Below are 16,323 nucleotides of genomic sequence, written 5' to 3'. Positions count from 1 at the left end.
AGAAGGAGACAGGACGATGAATCGACGAGACTTCCTCAAGCTCACCTCGGCGGCTGGTCTTTGCCTGGGCGGCTCGGCTCTCCTGGGGAGGGCATGGGCCGACGGCGAGGTCGACCCTGGCAACCCCGTGACCTACGCCGGTCCGCTGTTCGTGATGGTGCAGGCGACCGGCGGCTGGGACCCCACGCTCCTGTGCGACCCCAAGCCGAGCCTCAACAACACCTATAACTCGCCCATGATGGCGGGGTCGATCCCGTACGCCCCCATCGGTGTCGATGCGGATGCCTTCTTCAACGATCATCACGACAAGATGACGGTGATCAATGGCGTCGACACGGCGACCAACAACCACGAGGCCGGACGCCGGCACCTGGCGAGCGGTCGCCTGGGCTCGGGGTACCCCAACCTCGCGGCGTTGGTGGCGGGGGTCAAGTCGCCCGAGTCACCCATGGCGTTCCTCACCTTCGGCGGCTACGAGCGAACCCAGGGGGTGGTGGCACCGGTGCGCGACGGCAACGGCAGCCGCCTGGCGGAGCTGGCCTACCCCGACCGCATCAACCCCACCGACGAGGCCTCGGCCACGTATCACAGCGCCGCGGCCCAGGAGATCATCAAGGCTGCGCGTGAGGAGCGGGCCGGAGCCCTGCTGGGCAACCAGGAGCTGCCCCGCTACCAGCACTCGCTCGACACCCTGATGACGGCGCGGGCGGGGGCCGGAGAGCTCAAGCTGCTGCAGGAGGTACTGCCCGAGCCCGATGCCAACGCCGACTTTCGCAAGTGCCAGCTCATCGTGGCCGCCTACAAGGCGGGGATCGGCGTCTCGGCCAACCTCGCCATGGGGGGGTTCGACACCCACAGCTCGCACGATGCCGATCACATCCCGCGGATGCGCACGTTGCTGCGGATGGTCAGCTTCCTGTGGGCCGAGGCTGCACGCCAGGGGGTCGAGGACAAGCTGGTGGTGTTGATGTCCTCCGACTTCGGTCGTTCGCCCGGCTACAACGGCAACGGTGGCAAGGATCACTGGTCGGTGTCGTCGATGATCGCCATGGGCAACGGAATCCCCGGGGACCGTGTGGTGGGGCGCACCACGGATGCGCACAGCTTGATGGATCTCGATCCGACGACGCTGGCCGAGCCCGCCGCGGACGGTACCGATGGGGCTCGGATCGGGCCGATGCACGTGCACCGGGCGTTGCGCAAGATCCTCGACGTCGAGGGGAGCGATCTCGACTCGGCGTTCCCGCTGGGGACCGACGAGGACGACCTGCCGATCTTCGGCTGAGACGCTCCAGGGGAAGGGACGAGGGCGCCACGGCACTGCCGGGGCGCCCTCGCTCGTTGCCTCAACGGGTCACGATGGACGTCTCGGCGAGCACGAGCGTCTCGATGGGGCGACGCGCGGGCATGGACGTGGGGGGATCCAGCTCGGGAGGAGCCGCTCGTGGTCCGCGCTTGGGATACAACGACGGCACGAATTGGTCGGCATCCCCCTCGTGCCATCGCAAGAAGGTCACGCCGCGGCGGCACTGGTCGTAGACCTCGCTGAAGAGGGTGAACGCGCGGGCGCGGGTGCGACGAGGATCGTCGGTGGGCTCGATGGGGTGTAGACGCGAGACCCCGAGCTCGGCATGGAGCCGAGGCCCGAGGGCCGCCGCTCGACGGATCATCGCCCGAGTCACGGCCGTTCGACCCTTGAGCTGGTCCCAGCGTTCTTCGTACAGCGATGCGAGGGCGGACAGGGCGTTGGCGGTATCGGCATGGCCGCGGCCCTTGCGAATGGTGGCCACCTGGTCGGCATCCATGGACCCGACCGCGACGAGGGCATCGGCGCCCGCGAGTAGGCAAGCCCGGAGAGGTACGGCATCGCGAAGGATGGACTGGAGGCGAGGGAGCCCTCGTTCTGGTTGCTGGGCTCGGAGATGGGCGTACAGGGCAGCCCCGGCGTACGTACCGAGCTCCCGGACCCGTGGGAGGTCGTAGTCGGGGAGCTGTGCGAGGTCGGGAAGCAACCCTCGGATGCGGTCGAGCACGCCGAGCCCGATCTGGACGGCAGAGGGGATGTTGAGGTTGATCCGTAGCAAGCGGTCGTCGGGTACGGCCGCGATTTCGTGTTCGAGGGCTCGAAAGGCCTTGACCAGGGAGGTTGGGGTGGGGAACTCGGACTTGGGGGCAGGAATGATGCGGAGCATGATGCTCTCCTTTGCATTGCTCCTATCGGCCACCGTCGCGAGTCGTTGCATGCTTCGAGCGATTTTTTTCGAAGCGGGCTGGGCGGTGAGGGGATGGGGCGAAGGATTCGCCCCCGAGGCGGCCGGCGAGGGCGTGGAGGCGAAGGATTTGCCCCTCGAGGCATGGGGTGAGGGTGTTGGGGCGAAGGATTTGCCTCTCGAGGGAGGCGGCGAGGGTGTTGGGGCGAAGGATTCGCCCTCGAGGTAGGTGGCGTGGGTTGTTGAGGCGAAGGATTCGCCCCTCGAGGCAGGCGGCGAGGTGTGGGAGGCGAAGGATTCGCGTCCCGAGGCAGGGGGCGAGGGTGTTGAGGCGAAGGATTCGCCCCTCGAGACTGGCGGCGAGGGTGTGGAGGGCGAAGGATTCGCGTCCCGAGGCAGGGGGCGAGGGCGTTGAGGCGAAGGATTCGCCCCTCGAGACTGGCGGCGAGGGTGTGGAGGGCGAAGGATCCGCCTCCGGCGGCAGGGGGCGAGGGTGGGAGGCGAAGGATTCGCCCAGCGAGGCAAGCGGCGAGGGTGTTGAGGCGAATGATCCGCGTCTGCAGGGAGGACGGTGCGGATCGAGCATTCCGTTGCGGTCGGGTCCAAAGCCTTCGGTCGGCTGAGCGAAGGCGAGCTCATGGCCCGGCTCGGCCTGTGCTATCAACGAGTCCATGTCCGACCTGGGGGACGCCGCAGCACGGGTCGGGGAGAAGATCACCGAGCTGCTCGACGTCTTCGACCTTTCGTTCTTCATGTCGGGGTCGCTGTCGATGTCGGCGATCTTGTTGATGTTGCCCGAGTCGATCCCCAATCCCGTCCGCGGCGATGCCGTCTCCGGCGCCGTGATATTCGGGCTCGTGCTCGGGTCGTATGTGCTGGGGTTGCTGTGCTTTGCCCTGGGCCGGCCGTTGCGCGGGGTGCTCGGGCTCCCGATGTGGCGCGTGATCAGGCGGGCCTTGCGACGCCAGCCGACCGAGTCGACCACCGAGTCCGGCTTCGTCGAGCACGAGGTGGTGCTCGGTGCCCTCCGCGCTCAGTGTGTGACACCCGCGGAGCTCGAGCGCTACTTCTCGTTCCCTCCCTCCGCCGCCAAGGACCCGCGGGCCGTGATGGCGCTCTACACTCGCATGTGGGTCCACGTTCGCAGCTATTCGTCGATGAGCGCGTCGTTTGCTCTGCTCAAGCGCTACTGGATGCTCTCGGCTGCCTATGACGGCATTGCCATTGCGGCCCTGGTGTGGCTGCTCCCGGTGTGGGTCGTGTTTGGTGACACGTCTCGAATCCATGCCCACCCCGCACTCTTGACCGGATTGATCCTGCTCGCGACGTTGTCGTGCTGGCACCGCGCCCAGGCCTACAAGCGCTACCAGATCGAGGAGATCGCGGCCACGGTGGCTCACTGGTTCAACTTGCTGGGCAAGAAGGAATTCGAAGGAGGCTCCGCATCAGCGATGGCCGAGGGCGGGTCGATGCCGGACGCTCAGCAGGCGGCTTCGTCGGAGCCGCTCGGCTGATTCGCGTGCCAGGAGCCGGCTGGCTATTCAGGTTGCGATGCTGGCGTCGGAGAGGGGGCACCTGTGTCGCCCTGCTTTGCCGCACGGGCGAATTTGTCGAGCACGATGGGCATCCAGGCCTTGTGGAGCGCGCCGCGAAACTTGCGTCCGTTGACGAAGAAGGTGGGCGGAGCATCGACCCCCAAGAGGATTGCTCGCGCGATGCTCCGGCGGACCTCGAGCTCGATCTTCGGGTCGTCGAGGCATGCGGAGAAGGCCGCCTGGTCCAGGCCCAGCTCGGTCGCATGGGCGAGCAGATCATTGCGCTCGAGGGCGTGCTGGTACGCGAACATGAGGTCGCCGTACTCCCAGAACTTGCCGTCCCGGCGCGCGCACTCGGCTGCCCTCGCGGCGAGGCAGGCATGAGGGTGAATCTCCTCCATCCCGGGATTGCACTTGCCATCGAGGGGGTAGTGCACGAAGGCCGTGCGGACCGAGAACGTGGAGTGCTCGCCATAGTCGTGCACGCTCTGCCACAGGCGTCGGCAAAATGGGCACTGGAAGTCCGCCACCTCCACGATGGTGAGGGTGGCGTCCTCGGGGCCTCGTGATGGAAGACCGGTGAGATCGATCTCGACGGCGGGCTCGGTGAGCCTTTGCTGCACCATGAGATCCATGACGGTCTCGAGCTCGGCGCGAGTCCTTGCGTGGCGGTCGGCGTACAGCCAGTAGGCGGTCGAGAAGCTGGCCAGGAACACCACCAGTGCCACGGCACCGGGCGGTCCGATGGTGTCACGGAAGAGCCGGCCGAGCGAGGCATCCTGGTCGTCACCAAGGGCCATCCACGCCGCCACCCCCAGGCCGAGGTTGATGCCGTACCAGATCACGCAGAACGGACAATAGGAGCCCTCGAGCGCAGAGAATGCGGCCATGGCCAGCGAGGCGAGGACGCTGATGGCGGCGAGGCCAAAGGTCGTCCCACGCCAGGGATCGTGGTGTTGCCCGCGGTGGCGCCAGGCCACGGCGGCGACGACGGCGGTGGCGGCCGCACCCGCGAGCCCCCACAGCGACACCGGGATGCCCAGCAGCGAGCCGAAGCGACCGGTGGTCACCACGCACCCCTGACGCGCGAGCTTGCTGCAGACCTCGGCGAGGTCGGAGGGCTTGCCCAGCTCGTAGTCGATGTGTACGAGGGAGAGGTAGGTTCCATCGGCCGCACCGAGCACGGCCAACAGCACGACGAACAGCAGCAGGAGCCCGCGGCGTCGGGCCTGTCTCGCGTCGTAGTCCGAGGGGGTCATGGCCCCGAGCATACCGTATCGGCGTCTCTCGATTGTCGCCGCGTCAGCCGGTGCGAAGCAGGCGAACGAAGCGCCATGGTCCACTGTTCTCCTCCACGACCTCGCCCTCGTGGCGTCGAGGGAACAGACGCTCGAGGGTACGCTCGGACGCGAACGGGTCGCCTCGAGCATCGGTGGGTATGGTGCCCTCGAAGACCGACAGCATCAGCTCGTCGACGAGGCACGGACCTTCCTCGTAGAGGGGACGGGTGGTGGCGGGACCGGCTTCGATCGTGATGGTGCGGGCATCGAAGCGGCGCTGCGCCCACTCGATGAGGGTCTCGAGATCGGGCGAGGGGACACCGGCCAGGCCCACGTGCTGGGGCAGGCGCCCGTGCAGCGCCTTGGCGGCGTCGACGTTGGTGAAGATCCACGGCTGGGCCCAGCCGTGGAGGGTGGGGTGATCCAGATCGATGTCCTCCCGGCCGGTGAGCACGACCACCAGGGGCGGGGTGGGGCGACCCAGCTGATCCATGCGCCAGGTGTGGAGGGCATCGGCTCGGTCGCTGGCTAGCTCGTAGCGCAGGCCGGGCTCGGCGCGGAGGATGGCGCCCGTGGTGACGATGACATCGGCCCGTGCACGGGCGAGGTCGAGCGCAAAGCGATCGTGGAGACTGTGCGGGGTAGACTGATTGATCTTCAGCACGACCAAGCCGCCATCCGGCTCGCGGCCCACGGCTGCGACGTGCACCACCCCTGCGGGATCGCTGAGCGACTCGTCGCCGTAGAGACGACGTACGCGCTCGGCCACCGCGACGGCGGGGGGGAGGTGTTCGATGGTCGCCATGTGGGAAGCGAGAAGAGCTAGAACGCGACGTCGACCGCCTCGCACAGGAAGCGCAGGTAGTCCCGAGCCGTCACGAATCTGCGCGCGATCTCGTCGACGGCGGTGGGACCTTGGACGAGGGAGACGTCCATGGTTGCGACGGCGATGTGATCCTTGCGCTTGAGGTCCTCGACGTGCGGGTGCTCGGGGTCGATCCCTCGAGGGGGGCGCTTGAGCGCTTCGCCTTGGAGCTCGAACACGCCACGAAACGTCGGGTCGTCGCGGATGCGCTGCCAGGCATCGGGTCGATCGAGGATGCGCGCGCGAATCTTGCTCAGCGCCTCGGGCTCGGGGTGCCATAGACCCACGGCCAGGAAGCACTGACCTGGTTCGAGGTGCAGGTACAGGCCCGGTGCGTGCACGTCCTTGCCCGTCGCGTGCCGGAACTGGATGCCCACGTTGGTCTTGTAGGGGCTCTTGTCGCTCGAGAACCGGACGTCGCGGTGCACTCGCATGAGCGAGCCGCCGACCTTCTTGTCGATCGCCACGAAGTGCGTGGAGATCTCGGGCAATCGCGTACCCATCGCCCGAATGAAGGCCAGGGCCGGGCCGCGCACCGAATCCTCGTATCGCTGCTTGCGTGGCTCGAACCACTCGCGCTCGTTGCTCAGGGCCAGCTCGGCGAGGAATTGGAACAGGTCGACCGGGAAGCCTGCGAATCCGGTCGCTGCGGGCGCTGCCTTCGACTTCGACCCGACGGTTGCCTTGGTCTTGGTGGCCTTGGTCTTGGTGGCCTTCTTCTTGGGAGCGGCCTGGGTCCTGGGGGAGGGCGCGGACTGCTTCTTGGCGGCCTTCTTCTTGGCGGCCTTCTTCTTGGGAGCGGCCTGGGTCCTGGGGGAGGATGCGGCCTGCTTCTTGGCGGCCTTCTTCTTGGGAGCGGCCTGGGTCCTGGGGGAGGACGCGGCCTGCTTCTTGGCGGCCTTCTTCTTGGGAGCGGCCTGGGTCCTGGGGGAGGACGCGGCCTGCTTCTTGGCGGTCTTCTTCTTGGATGCGGCCTGCTTCCTGGTGGGTGATGCTCCGCGAGTGGGGGCCGCCTTCGACTTCGTCATGGGTCTGGTGTCAGCGTGACACAACGAGGGGGCCGCCCTCAATGGACCGTGAAGCCGTCGAACGTGGGTGGAAAATGGCCATTGTGGCCGGCGCTGGACGTTGGCGCGGAGCCCTGGTAACGAGGGGTTCAGCGCCATGACGTCTCCGTTGCCCGTTCTTCCACCCCACGGTCGCCCGGCCGCGGAGGTACTGGAGGCGATGGACGCCGCAGCGGTCGAGGATGCCCGGTGGCGTGACGGCAAGACCATGAGCTTGGTGTTCGATCCCGGCGAGGAGATCGCCGCCTTCACCAAGCAGGCCTACACTCGTTTCTTCTCGGAGAACGCGCTCAACCCCAGCGCATTTCCCAGCCTTCGCCGCTTCGAGAACGAGGTGGTGGCGATGACCGCTCAGCTCCTGGGAGGGGATCGTCGGGTGGTGGGAACCATGACCTCGGGTGGCTCGGAGAGCATCCTGTTGGCGGTCAAGGCCGCCCGTGACTGGGCGGCCGCAGAGCGGAGAGTCCGCGGTGTCCCACAGATCGTGCTGCCGCGAAGCGCCCACCCGGCGTTCCCCAAGGCATGCAGCTACTTCGGGCTCGAGCCGGTGTTCGTTCCCGTGCGCGAGGACTTCCGAGCCGACCCCTTGGCCATGCGTCGGACGATCACCTCGCGCACGATCCTGGTGGTCGGCTCGGCGCCCGCGTATCCCCAGGGAGTGGTCGATCCGATCGACGAGATCGCCGACCTCGCGCGCCGCAATGGCCTGTGGTGCCACGTCGATGCGTGCGTGGGGGGCTTCATGCTGCCGTTCGTCCGAGAGCTCGGGTGGCCGGTTCCCCCGTTCGACTTCTCGGTCCCCGGGGTGGTCTCGATGTCGGCCGATCTCCACAAGTACGGCTACTCGGCCAAGGGAGCCTCGGTGGTGCTGTTTCGCGACGCTCGGCGACGTCGCTACTCGTTCTATGCCTTCACCGACTGGCCAGGGGGGATCTACGCGTCGTCGACGATGACCGGCACTCGGCCCGGAGGGGCGATCGCAGCGGCCTGGGCGGTGATGCAGCACCTGGGGCGCGACGGGTATCGCAGCATCACGCGCGAGGTGATGGACGCCACCCAGGAGATCCGCCGCGGGGTGGCCGAGATCGAGGGCGTGGAGGTGCTGGGAGAGCCGCACATGAGCGTGCTCGCCCTGGGGTCGCGCAGCCTCGACATCTACGCGGTGGGCGACGAGCTGACGGCCCGAGGGTGGCACATCGATCGCCAGCAACGCCCCGCGAGCCTGCACCTGACGGTACAGCGCGGGCACGTGGGGCGAACACAGGCCTTCCTCACCGACCTTCGTGCAGCCGTGGGAGCCGTGGGGCACGAGCCGGGGCGGCGCTGGCTCGAGCGCTCGGCGCTGGCGGTGACGGGGGCGGCGCTGCGCATGCTGCCCGGACGAGTGACTCGAGCGTTGACCCTGGGGGCAGCGTCCCGCATGGGGATCGGCGAGGGAGGCTCGCTTCCCGCCCGCAGCGCCCCCATGTACGGAATGATGGCGAGCCTGCCCAACCGGGGTGACCTCAAGGAGCTGGTGCTCGACGCGCTCGATCGCATGACCCGGCTGGACGACACCTGAGCCCGTCGTCGGGTCGAGGACCTGGCGACGGCTCGTTGGACCGCGCTGCTGGCCGAGCGGGGAGCTCGAGAGCAGACGTTGACCCGGACCCGATCCACGCCGAACCTTCGCCCGTGGACGTCCCCCACCTTCGCCTCGGGCGCTCCCTGGTCCGCACGATCCGGCGCGGACATCCGTGGGTCTATCGCGACGCGCTGGAGGGACGCATCCCCGCTCCTGGTCTGGAAGTCGCCGTGACCGATGGGCGCGGGCAGGTGGTGGCGAGGGGCCTTTGCGAGGCGGGGCCCATCGGTGTGCGGCTGTGGACGGTGGGGGACGAGCCGGTGAGCGATGCGCTCATGGGGCGCCGGCTCGACGCGGCCATCGAGCTACGCCGGAGCATCACCCCGCGAAGGACCGATGCGCTGCGCCTGGTGCACGGTGAGGGCGATCGCATGCCTGGTGTCGTCGTCGATCTCTACGGCCCGCACGCGGTCCTGGCCCTCGATGGTGAGGCGGCCGTGGCCCATCGCGAGCGCCTGGTGTCGCTGTTGATGCCGCGGCTGCGGGCGCTGGGCGTGCCGACCCTGGTGGTGCGCTCCGGGCCGCGAGGCGATCGCACCATCGAGCACGTCCAGGGGCCGCCGCCGCCCGAGGTGGTGGAGGTCCTCGAGCACGGCATGGTGCTGTGCGCCGATCTCATGCGCGGCCAGAAGACAGGCCTGTTCCTCGATCAGCGCAGCTCCCGAGCGATGGTGCGTCGCCTCGCCAAGGGTCGACGCGTGCTCGACCTCTACGCGTATGTCGGCGGGTTCTCGGCCGCCGCTGGCAAGGGCGGTGCGTCGTCGGTGGTGACGGTGGATCTCGCCAAGCCGGCGATCGCGATGGCCCAGCGCACGTGGGCCGCCAACGGCCTGCGGCCGCAGCGGCAGCGGGTGGTGGCCGCCGACGTACCCGAATTCTTGGCCGGGCTCGAGGCCAACGGCGAGCGCTTCGATCTGGTGATCGCCGACCCTCCGAGCTTTGCACCGTCGGCGGCCAGCCGTGACAAGGCACTGCGCTCCTACGAGCGCCTTCACGGTGCGTGCCTGCGCGTGCTGGCCCCCGGTGGGCTGCTGCTGGCGGCCAGCTGCAGCAGTCACGTGGATCGTGCCGCGTTCGAGGACGCGCTGGCCGGTGCGGCACAGTCGCAGCGGGTCGTGCTGCAGGTCCTCGATCGCTGGGCCGCGCCGCCCGATCATCCGCGCTTGCTGGCGTTCCCGGAGGGGGACTACCTCACGGTCACGCTGGTGCGGATCTTGCCGTAGGAGCCGCGATCGCGACGCCGCGGCACGCGAATCGTCGTGACGCACGGTCCTGGGTCGTCCTACAGTGCCGCCGATGTCCTGGGATCGAGAGCTCGAGGTCGCGGCGGCGGCAGTACGGCAGGCGTCGCGGGTCTGCCGGGCGGTCCAGCGCGACGTGGATCCGCTCACCTTGGAGAAGTCCGATCGCAGCCCGGTGACGGTGGCCGACTTCGCGAGCCAGGCGCTGGTGGCCCGCGCGCTGCTGGAGGCGTTTCCCGACGATCCGCTGGTCGGCGAGGAGGATGCGGCGGCGCTTCGCGATCCCGCCCACGCGTGGCGTCTGCACGAGGTCTCCGCGCGCGTGAGCGCAGAGGTGACGGCCGATGTCGGCGACGTGCTGCGGTGGATCGATCACGGCGGCGCGGCGGCGGTGGGGCCCCGGGCGTGGGTGCTCGACCCGGTCGATGGCACCAAGGGCTTCTTGCGCGGTGAGCAGTATGCGGTGGCGCTCGCGCTGCTCGTCGATGGCGTGCCGACGGTGGCGGCGCTGGCCTGCCCCAACCTGCCGCTGACGGACGCGCCGGGGGCAGCGGTGGGGACGGTGCTGCTCGCGGTGCGGGGGGCCGGGGCCCGCGTGGCGCCGCTATTCGAGGCAGGGCCGGCCCGTGCGGCGCGGGTGAGCGCGCGCGACGATGTCACGGGACTGCGTCTTTGCGAGTCGGTCGAGTCGGGGCACACCGCGCACGATCGCTCGGCCGCGCTCGTGGAGCGCCTGGGGATCACGGCGCTGCCGGTGCGACTGGACAGCCAGGCGAAGTATGGGGTGGTGGCCCGCGGCGATGCGGAACTCTACCTGCGCCTGCCCACCCGCCCGGGCTACCGCGAGAAGGTATGGGACCATGCCGCGGGGGCCCTGGTGGTGCAGGAGGCGGGCGGCACGGTGACCGACGTCGACGGTCGGGCGCTCGACTTCGGTCGTGGTCGCGAGCTGTCGGCCAATCGCGGGGTGGTGGTGAGCCACGGGCGTCTTCACGACCGCGTGCTGGCCACGCTGGCGGCGCTGGGGGTGTGAGCGTGGCCGCGGTATGCTGGTGAGGGAGGCGGCGGGCGTAGGGTGGCGACGCAGGACGGCCAAGACGAAGAGGACCACGACATCGCGCTCCTCTACGCCTGGCGCTCGGGTGATCGCGCCGCCGGTGATCGACTCACGCGGCAGTACTACGAGCGCGTGCGGGGGTTCTTTCGCCTGCGGGTGCCGATGGTCGCCGACGATCTCACGCAGCGCACGTTCCTGGCGTGTACCGAGAGCATGGAGCGCGTGCGCACGACCAGCTTCCGGGCGTTCTTGTTTGGCGTGGCACGCAAGATGCTGCTCAAGCACTTCGAGGCCGAGTCGCGCAAGAGCCATTCCTTCGAGGAGTTCGAGGTGGGTCGCCCACAGAGCATCCTCAGCCCCAGCGGGGTGGTCACGCAGCGGCGCGAGCACTGGTTGCTGCTTCGCGCGCTCGACCGCCTGCCCGACGAGATGCAGACGGTGATCGCGCTGTTCTACGTGGAGGGGCTGCGCGCACGAGAGATCGCCGACGTTCTCGACGTACCGACGAGTACGGTGACGACGAGACTGTCGCGGGCGCGGGAGACGTTGCGGCGCGAGGTGGAGGGCCTGCGCGCGCCCGCCGAGGTCCGACGCTCGTTGCTCTCGGACATCGAGACCTGGGCGCGCTCGCTGGGAGCGACGGTCGGACCGCTGCGCCCCTTGCGTTGAAGCGGCCCGCCCGGGGAGCATCCGGGCCTGGCGCACCCGCTTTGGCCTGGTTTGCCCGCGGGGACGTCGGGCGCCTTCGGCGTCGCAGCGAGCCCCGCCCCGGCGACGCCTGACGGTGTTTGCGCCTATCATCACGGAGGCTTTCCATCGTGGACCTTCCCGATCACCGCCAGCAGACGATGCGTGGGCTCGCGCCGGGCACCCGGCTGGGGCGCTACACGGTCGTGCGGCGTCTGGGGAGCGGCGGTATGGCCGAGCTCTACCTCGGCCGCCTCGACGGCCCCGAGGGCTTCGTCAAGCCGGTGGCGCTCAAGCTGATGCACCCCTATCTGTCGGACGAGCCCCAGTTCGCGCAGATGTTCCTCAAGGAGGCTCGCATCGCCGCGACGCTCGAGCACCCCGGGATCGTGCAGGTGCTCGACGTGGGCGAGCTGGGGGGCGAGTACTTCATGGCGCTCGAGTACGTGCACGGGGCAGACCTGCGAAAGGTGCTCGCCGACCTGCGCGGTGAGCTCATGCCGCTCGGAGCGGCGCTGCGCGTGTTGATCGACGTGGGACGAGCGCTGCACTACGCGCATGGCCTGCGCGACCCGGGGGGGCGCGCGCTGTGCATCGTGCACCGCGATGTCTCGCCGAGCAACGTGCTGCTGTCGTTCCAGGGGGTGGTGAAGCTGGCGGACTTCGGGGTGGCCAAGATGGCCGAGCAGACCACCGCCACCGCCACCGGGTCGCTCAAGGGCAAGCTCGGCTACATGTCGCCCGAGCAGTGCATGCAAGAGTACGTGGATGCGCGCAGCGACGTGTTCTCGCTGGGGGTGCTGCTGTACGAGTCGACCACCAGCCGTCGCGCGTTTCGGGCGGATCAGCCGGTGGCGGTGATGAACCGCGTGATCGATGGGCAGTGGACGGCGCCGTCTCGGTTCGTGCCCGACTACCCCTATGCGCTCCACGAGATCCTCGCCAGGGCGCTCGAGGTCGACGTGGATCGACGCTACGCCAGCGCGGAGGCGCTGTGCGACGCGCTGGAGGCATTTGCCGCCAACGCGGGGATCGATGCGCGGACCGAGGTGCTGACCGCGTTCTTGCAGGAGCGCTACGGTCGGCCCGCGCTCCCCGATCTCGAGGTGCCGACCCTCGAGGTGCCGCGCCTGCACACCACGGCCCTCGATCTCAGCGAGGAGATCACCGTGGCCGGACCCGTGCGCGAGCCCGCTCGCCCGCGCCGGTGGTCGACCGCCGCTGCGCTGGTCGGGGTGCTGGGGGTCGGGGGGCTGCTCGGATGGCAGGTCGCACGCACCACCGCGCAAGGGGCTCGACCCGCGTCCTCCGTGGCCCCGGTGCAGGACGCGGCCGTGGCCGCTCCCCGTGCCGCGTCGCCCGTCGGGGTCGAGCCCGTCGAGCCGAGCAGGGCCCCGGATGCCGAACCCGCGCCCGATCGCGAGCCCGAGACGGCCGAGGGTGGGTCCGAGCCCGAGACGGCCGAGCCCGAGACGGCCGAGGGTGGGCCCGAGCCCGAAACGGTCGAGTCCGAGACCAGCGAGCCATCCTCGTCTCGCTCCAAGCGTCGTCGTCGTCGCAAGCGCACGACCACCAGCGACAAGAGCGACACCGAGCGAGCGCGCGAGATCCTGTTTCCCAAGTCCTCTCGATGATCCCGTCGTCCCTGCCACTGGCCTCGCTCGCCGCCCTTGCCTTGGCCGCCCCCACGTCGGACGCCGACGCGGGGGTCGAGGCGTTTGCCGAGGGGCGCTACGAGGACGCCGCCGAGATCCTCGAGCGAGCCTACGCCGCCGATCCGCAGCCCGATCTGCTGTTTGCGTGGGCCCAGGCCGAGCGCTACGCCGGCCACTGCGACGTGGCGGTGTCGCTCTATCGCGACTACCTGGCCAAGGCACCACCGGCCGACGTGGAGGCCATGGCACGCGAGGCGATCGAGGCCTGCGGTGAAGAGCCCGAAGCCTCGGCGACCGACCCCGAGCCCGACGCGGCACGGCCGTCCGACGAGCCGACCCCACCCACCAGGCCCGAGCACCCCGAGGATCGCCCACCCTCGCGAGCGGCTCGCGATCCATGGGGCCATGCGCTCACGTGGTCGGGCGTGGCGGTGGCCGGGGTGGGGGCGGGCCTGCTGGGCGAGGCTCATCGCCGTCGCCTTGCCGGAGATCGCGCGGCGGATGAGCAGGGCTATCGCAACGCGCTGGAGGGGGCGCCCGTCCTGAGCCGAGCGGGGATCGCCGTGCTCGCTGTCGGGGGAGGGTTGTTGGCCGCGGGGGTGATTCGCTTCTCGGTGGTGGCCGCCCGCGGCCGCACGGACCACGCGCGGCTGCGGCCGAGCGGCGCGGGGCTGTGCTGGGCGTTCGAGCTTGCCCCGCGACGCTCGCGGGCCCTACGGTGATCGACATGCGGAGGCGGTGGCCGATGATCGGGATCGCGGGCGGGGCCCTCATGGGCGCCTGTGTCGATCTGGGCGTCTATCAGTGCTCCGACGACGCCCAGTGCAGCAGCGGCGGTACCCGGGGCTGGTGCGAGGACGCCGGCTTTTGCAGCTACCCCGATCTCGATTGCCCCTCGGGTCGCCGCTACAGCGATCTGGCCCACACCCTCGCGGGGCACTGCGTGGGCACGGGACAGGCCGAGGGCAGCAGTGGATCCGACGAGACGTCGAGCACGAGCACGACCGACGCGAGCACCGGGCCGGCCCCGACGACCGGCGATGGAACCAGCGAGGACACCACGCTTCCCGAGCCGATCTGCGGCAACGGGGTGGTCGAGGGCGACGAGGAGTGCGACGAGCTCGATGCCGAGGTGGGGGACGGCTGCAACCCCGACTGCGTGCGCAGCGGCTCGGTGCGATGGAGCGCGGTGGTGGCCAGCGACGGAGGCGGCGACGATCGCCTGTTCGGCCTCACGCAGCTGGTGTCGGGCGACGTGGCGGCGGTGGGGTTCATCCAGGCCGCGTCGCGCGACATCCTCGTGACCCGCTTCACCGTGGACGGGCAGGAGGTGCAGCGGGTGGTCCACGATCTCGATGGGGGGACCGACGAGGCCGAGGCGATCGTGCAGGGCGGAACCGGTCGGCTCTACGTGTGCGGTCGGGCCACGATCGGCGGGATCTCCCGCCCCTGGGTGGGTCGCTGGGATGCGCCGCTGACCGAGCCGCCCGCCTACAGCGAGACGCTCCCGGCCCCCGCCTCGGGCCTGTGCCACGACATCACGTACGTCAGCAGCAGTCAGATCGTGGCCGCCGGGGGCAACGGGAGCACGGCCTGGGCCTTCACGTTCGGCGACGGCAACGTGGCTTCGGGCACGATCGCCACCGCGATGGGGCCCAGCGCGAGCCGCTTCAAGTCGGCCGTGCGCGCGCCCGATGGGCTCGCCTACGTGGCGGGGCAGGTCGGCGACCCAGGCGTGGTGTATCAGCCCGTGTCTTCGTCCGACCTCGGCCTGCCGCTGGTGGAGACGGTCGAGGTGGTCGATCTCCAGACCATGGCGGTCACCAACGACACGATCTACGTGGGCGGCCTGCTGCGTGAGGTGGAGACGCTCGACGATCTGTGGGTCGTGGCCTACGAGCTCGACGGCAGCGAGCGCTGGCGCTTCGCCCCGCCGATGCCGGCCATCGACGAGGTCGAGGATCTCGCGGTCGACGGTGCCGGCAACGTCTACTTGATCGGCCACGTGGTGGACGAGTTCCCCGATCGCTTCGTGGGCAAGCTCGATCCCGCCGGTGAGCTCGTGTGGTCTCGCCGCGACTACGCGGGCAGCGAGGGCGACGACCGCGGTCGCTCGATCGAGGTGCTGCCCAGTGGTGATCTCGTGGTAGTGGCCGAGATCACGGGTCCGGGGGGCGACCTCGACGGCTGGATCGCTCGCCTCGCCCCCTGAGCCGCCGCGCGATCGCGTCGGCCGGTCTCATCGCAGAGGCACCACGCGACCGCCCTTGGGCTCGGGGTCGAGCGGCGGCAGCTCGAGCACCTGTCGCTCGACGATCGGCAGCGCCCGTCGCAGCACGCCTTCCACCCGCAAGGGTGAGAACGGGCGTGTGAACACCAGCACCACGCGGTAGAGGCCGCCAAAGCCCTTGCTTGCGAGTCCGGGCTCGTCGCCCTGCGGCAGACGGGCCGCAGCATCGAAGGCGTCGTCGAGCACCATCAGGGTGCGGATGGTGGCCGCGAGCTTGGCGGCGCCGCCGGTCTGCATGCGCTCGGCGGCCATGAGGGCGCGGCGAGCCGAGCTCTGCGCCGAGGACTCGGGCTCGGGCTCGTTGGGGTCGCGCTCGGAGCGGGTCGTGCCCAGGCCCGTGGTCGACGCGAGCGCGGCTGCCAATGCGCGGGCGGCCGGGCGGTCTCGCAGGCCGAGCGCAGGATCGGAGCAGCCCCAGATCACGGGCGATTGACGATCGATGACCAGCGCCACCGCGGCTCCGGTGGCGTCGCGAAGGTCGGCCAGGGTCTGCGTGAGGACGGGTCCCACGGTCGGTCGACCCATCACGCCCTCGAGCGACTCGACCGCATGGTCCACCGTCCCGGTGAACGCCTCGGCGAGCTCGGCCAGGCGTGCGGCCGCAACCTCGGGTCGCGCCGGGGGCTCGGCCATGCGCACCACCAGGCAGCAGCCGGAACGCAGCGCGTGGGCGAGGAGCCGGGGATCGTCACCGTCTTGGCCCCCGAGCCTCACGTAGGCGTCTTCGGCCCCGAGCTCGCGGCGCACGAGCTCGAGCAGGCGGAGCAGGTCGTCCACGCAGGGAGTCTACCAACGTTTGCTCGCCGGCCCGC

The 16,323-nt window shown here is 69.9% G+C and carries 14 protein-coding genes; 9 read left to right on the top strand and 5 right to left on the bottom strand.

Features of this window, described 5'->3' with window-relative positions; all coding sequences use genetic code 11:
* Window positions 1-16: 16 nt before the first annotated feature.
* The gene (locus tag OEB96_RS31120; RefSeq protein WP_266220435.1) at window positions 17-1,285 is read left to right on the top strand and encodes a DUF1501 domain-containing protein; all 1,269 of its coding nucleotides are present in this window, start codon (window positions 17-19) and stop codon (window positions 1,283-1,285) included.
* A gap of 61 nt (window positions 1,286-1,346) precedes the next feature.
* Here the strand turns inward: OEB96_RS31120 and OEB96_RS31115 are convergent, their stop codons facing one another.
* Window positions 1,347-2,192 (bottom strand): hypothetical protein, encoded by an 846-nt coding sequence (locus OEB96_RS31115; RefSeq protein ID WP_266220434.1) that lies wholly within the window; start codon window positions 2,190-2,192, stop codon window positions 1,347-1,349.
* 689 nt (window positions 2,193-2,881) lie between these two features.
* Here OEB96_RS31115 and OEB96_RS31110 point away from each other — a divergent pair.
* Window positions 2,882-3,724, top strand: coding sequence for a hypothetical protein (locus tag OEB96_RS31110; protein ID WP_266220433.1), 843 nt, complete (start codon window positions 2,882-2,884; stop codon window positions 3,722-3,724).
* Window positions 3,725-3,747: 23 nt separating this feature from the next.
* On the opposite strand, the gene OEB96_RS31105 is transcribed toward OEB96_RS31110, so the two are convergent.
* From OEB96_RS31105 to OEB96_RS31095, 3 genes are read right to left on the bottom strand one after another with little or no spacing between them, the layout of a single operon-like run.
* Window positions 3,748-5,004, bottom strand: coding sequence for a thioredoxin domain-containing protein (locus tag OEB96_RS31105; RefSeq protein WP_266220432.1), 1,257 nt, complete (start codon window positions 5,002-5,004; stop codon window positions 3,748-3,750).
* A gap of 43 nt (window positions 5,005-5,047) precedes the next feature.
* On the bottom strand, window positions 5,048-5,830 hold the full coding sequence (locus OEB96_RS31100) for a dihydrofolate reductase family protein (protein WP_266220431.1): 783 nt from the start codon (window positions 5,828-5,830) through the stop codon (window positions 5,048-5,050).
* 17 nt (window positions 5,831-5,847) lie between these two features.
* Complete coding sequence (locus OEB96_RS31095) at window positions 5,848-6,918, bottom strand: DUF2461 domain-containing protein (protein ID WP_266220430.1); 1,071 nt, start codon at window positions 6,916-6,918, stop codon at window positions 5,848-5,850.
* A 199-nt stretch (window positions 6,919-7,117) separates the two neighbouring features.
* Here OEB96_RS31095 and OEB96_RS31090 point away from each other — a divergent pair, with 199 nt between their 5' ends.
* From OEB96_RS31090 to OEB96_RS31060, 7 genes are all read left to right on the top strand, one after another.
* A complete protein-coding gene (locus OEB96_RS31090) occupies window positions 7,118-8,518 on the top strand; it encodes a pyridoxal phosphate-dependent decarboxylase family protein (protein WP_266220429.1) in 1,401 nt (466 codons plus the stop codon).
* 113 nt (window positions 8,519-8,631) lie between these two features.
* Window positions 8,632-9,804: a class I SAM-dependent rRNA methyltransferase gene (locus OEB96_RS31085; protein WP_266220428.1), complete on the top strand. Its 1,173-nt coding sequence runs from the start codon at window positions 8,632-8,634 to the stop codon at window positions 9,802-9,804.
* A 73-nt stretch (window positions 9,805-9,877) separates the two neighbouring features.
* The gene (locus OEB96_RS31080) at window positions 9,878-10,855 is read left to right on the top strand and encodes a 3'(2'),5'-bisphosphate nucleotidase (protein WP_266220427.1); all 978 of its coding nucleotides are present in this window, start codon (window positions 9,878-9,880) and stop codon (window positions 10,853-10,855) included.
* A 42-nt stretch (window positions 10,856-10,897) separates the two neighbouring features.
* A complete protein-coding gene (locus OEB96_RS31075) occupies window positions 10,898-11,548 on the top strand; it encodes an RNA polymerase sigma factor (RefSeq protein WP_266220426.1) in 651 nt (216 codons plus the stop codon).
* 149 nt (window positions 11,549-11,697) lie between these two features.
* Complete coding sequence (locus OEB96_RS31070; protein WP_266220425.1) at window positions 11,698-13,200, top strand: serine/threonine protein kinase; 1,503 nt, start codon at window positions 11,698-11,700, stop codon at window positions 13,198-13,200.
* Window positions 13,197-13,943, top strand: coding sequence for a tetratricopeptide repeat protein (locus OEB96_RS31065; protein WP_266220424.1), 747 nt, complete (start codon window positions 13,197-13,199; stop codon window positions 13,941-13,943). Before OEB96_RS31070 ends, OEB96_RS31065 begins: the two co-directional genes overlap by 4 nt.
* 5 nt (window positions 13,944-13,948) lie before the next feature.
* A complete protein-coding gene (locus tag OEB96_RS31060) occupies window positions 13,949-15,433 on the top strand; it encodes a hypothetical protein (protein ID WP_266220423.1) in 1,485 nt (494 codons plus the stop codon).
* A gap of 27 nt (window positions 15,434-15,460) precedes the next feature.
* Here the strand turns inward: OEB96_RS31060 and OEB96_RS31055 are convergent, their stop codons facing one another.
* Window positions 15,461-16,288: a hypothetical protein gene (locus OEB96_RS31055; protein ID WP_266220422.1), complete on the bottom strand. Its 828-nt coding sequence runs from the start codon at window positions 16,286-16,288 to the stop codon at window positions 15,461-15,463.
* Between the last annotated feature and the right edge of the window lie 35 nt (window positions 16,289-16,323).

It is taken from the genome of Paraliomyxa miuraensis (assembly GCF_026337845.1).
Taxonomy (GTDB): domain Bacteria; phylum Myxococcota_A; class Polyangia; order Nannocystales; family Nannocystaceae; genus Paraliomyxa; species Paraliomyxa miuraensis.
Note: the sequence above shows the minus strand (reverse complement) of the source record. Positions and strands in the feature narration are given on the sequence as shown.

Bases quoted from the DNA above. Each gene is read 5' to 3' on its own strand.
- OEB96_RS31120 (WP_266220435.1), top strand. From the start codon at position 17: ATGAATCGACGAGACTTCCTCAAGCTCACCTCGGCGGCTGGTCTTTGC.
- OEB96_RS31115 (WP_266220434.1), bottom strand. From the start codon at position 2,192: ATGCTCCGCATCATTCCTGCCCCCAAGTCCGAGTTCCCCACCCCAACC.
- OEB96_RS31110 (WP_266220433.1), top strand. From the start codon at position 2,882: ATGTCCGACCTGGGGGACGCCGCAGCACGGGTCGGGGAGAAGATCACC.
- OEB96_RS31105 (WP_266220432.1), bottom strand. From the start codon at position 5,004: ATGACCCCCTCGGACTACGACGCGAGACAGGCCCGACGCCGCGGGCTC.
- OEB96_RS31100 (WP_266220431.1), bottom strand. From the start codon at position 5,830: ATGGCGACCATCGAACACCTCCCCCCCGCCGTCGCGGTGGCCGAGCGC.
- OEB96_RS31095 (WP_266220430.1), bottom strand. From the start codon at position 6,918: ATGACGAAGTCGAAGGCGGCCCCCACTCGCGGAGCATCACCCACCAGG.
- OEB96_RS31090 (WP_266220429.1), top strand. From the start codon at position 7,118: ATGGACGCCGCAGCGGTCGAGGATGCCCGGTGGCGTGACGGCAAGACC.
- OEB96_RS31080 (WP_266220427.1), top strand. From the start codon at position 9,878: ATGTCCTGGGATCGAGAGCTCGAGGTCGCGGCGGCGGCAGTACGGCAG.
- OEB96_RS31065 (WP_266220424.1), top strand. From the start codon at position 13,197: ATGATCCCGTCGTCCCTGCCACTGGCCTCGCTCGCCGCCCTTGCCTTG.
- OEB96_RS31060 (WP_266220423.1), top strand. From the start codon at position 13,949: ATGCGGAGGCGGTGGCCGATGATCGGGATCGCGGGCGGGGCCCTCATG.